General features: G+C 47.7%; 2 protein-coding genes. Both read left to right on the forward strand.

Going from position 1 to position 1,544, the window contains the following annotated elements:
* A partial coding sequence (locus VU18_RS16915) for a M15 family metallopeptidase (RefSeq protein WP_047758645.1) occupies positions 1 to 339 on the forward strand: 339 nt, incomplete at its 5' end.
* Between the two features lie 181 nt (positions 340 to 520).
* Positions 521 to 1,090 carry a site-specific integrase gene (locus VU18_RS16920; protein ID WP_047758646.1) on the forward strand — a complete coding sequence of 190 codons (570 nt, stop codon included), beginning with the start codon at positions 521 to 523 and terminating at the stop codon, positions 1,088 to 1,090.
* Positions 1,091 to 1,544 lie beyond the last annotated feature (454 nt).

A 1,544-nucleotide genomic window follows, 5' to 3' on the forward strand; every position in this document is an offset into this window, starting at 1 on the left:
TTTCGAACCATCGAGGAACAGAACCGCCTGTATGCGCTGGGGCGGACGAAACCTGGGCGGATCGTTACGAACGCCCGGGGAGGATACAGTTATCATAATTTTGGATTGGCGTTTGACGTTTGTGTCTGCAATGTTTTCAAGGGGACGCTGATCCCCAGCTGGAGCCTCGACCGCCGGTGGTTTCGCGTCGGTCAGATCGGAAAGTCGCTTGGCCTTGAATGGGGCGGGGATTGGAAAAGCTTCAAAGATTACCCCCATTTTCAATATACATTTGGCCTTTCGCTTGCACAGCTGCGGGCAGGAAAAAAGCCGCCGTCCGCTGTCGTGGCTAAAAAATAGACTGTCTCGCCCCTTCCGAAAGTGGAGGGGATTTTTTTAAATCTGACAAAAGCACGTTATGTCAGATTTTTGTCTGACGTTAAATACGTTGAAGGAAGCAACACGAAGCCGCTTTGCCGCTCTCCCGCTTTTTGTCCAAAAATCTTACTCATCTCCCTTATGGACAAGGGGGTGTCATATTTTGCATACCGTCCAGCCAATCAAAGATAGGGAAAAAATCGAAGCGATGAAAAAGATTTTGCGTGCTTCGTCATTGAGAGACGAGCTCCTTTTTACGATCGGGATCAATACGGGGCTGCGGATCAGCGATATTTTGGCTCTGAGGGTTGGGGATGTGAGGAACCAAAAAGGCGTTGTCGAACGTATTGAGATCGTGGAAAAGAAGACAAAAAAGACTCGGGTTGTCGCACTGAACCGAAAAACTCGCCGCCTGATCGAGCTGTATTTAGCGCAGGAGCGGCCGCACGCCCGCGGCGACGAGCCGCTGTTTCGCAGCCAAAAAGGAGGCCGGGCGATCAGCCGCCAGCATGCCCACTACATCCTGAACCGGGCCGCCAAAGCAGTTGGGATTGTGGATCGCATCGGCACCCACTCCCTGCGCAAAACGTTCGGCTATTTCGCATACAAACAAGGAACTGACTTGGCCATGATCCAAAAAATCCTCAATCACTCCAGCCAGGCCGAAACGCTTCGCTACATCGGCATTACGCAGGAGCAAATCGATGAAGTAACGATGAAGCTGGACTTATAGCATGAGTGCTCGCGCCGGTCTTCTCAAGGAAGCCATTGTGAAAGCAGACTCATTCCGCAGCCATGCGAAGCATCTTCAGGCAGCCAATCAGCGCATCGCTGCGGGAGAAGGGAAAAGTTCAATCAAAAAGAAAAACACATGATCATCTCCAAGTGCTGAATCAATGGTAAAACATGCTGAAAAAAGCCGCTTCTCTCATTAACTTTATCTTTTTTTATTGTTGCCGTGTCATGTTTATATTAAATAATTTATTTTCTGACACAAATATAATTGCAAAATGCTTTATCCCAAAAAGACAGATAAAAAACGGGGGTTGGAAAGGTTGTGTACAAATTCACCGGTCTGGTGCGAAAATAATTTACAAAAAACATAGGACATAAATTTCCTGCTAACTTACGGATTATGATGCGATGTGAAACCGGTTTATTAATAAATTACCCGTGGTGCTAGTTGA

Origin of the sequence: Geobacillus sp. ZGt-1, assembly GCF_001026865.1 — a bacterium.
GTDB classification, from domain to species: domain Bacteria; phylum Bacillota; class Bacilli; order Bacillales; family Anoxybacillaceae; genus Geobacillus; species Geobacillus thermoleovorans.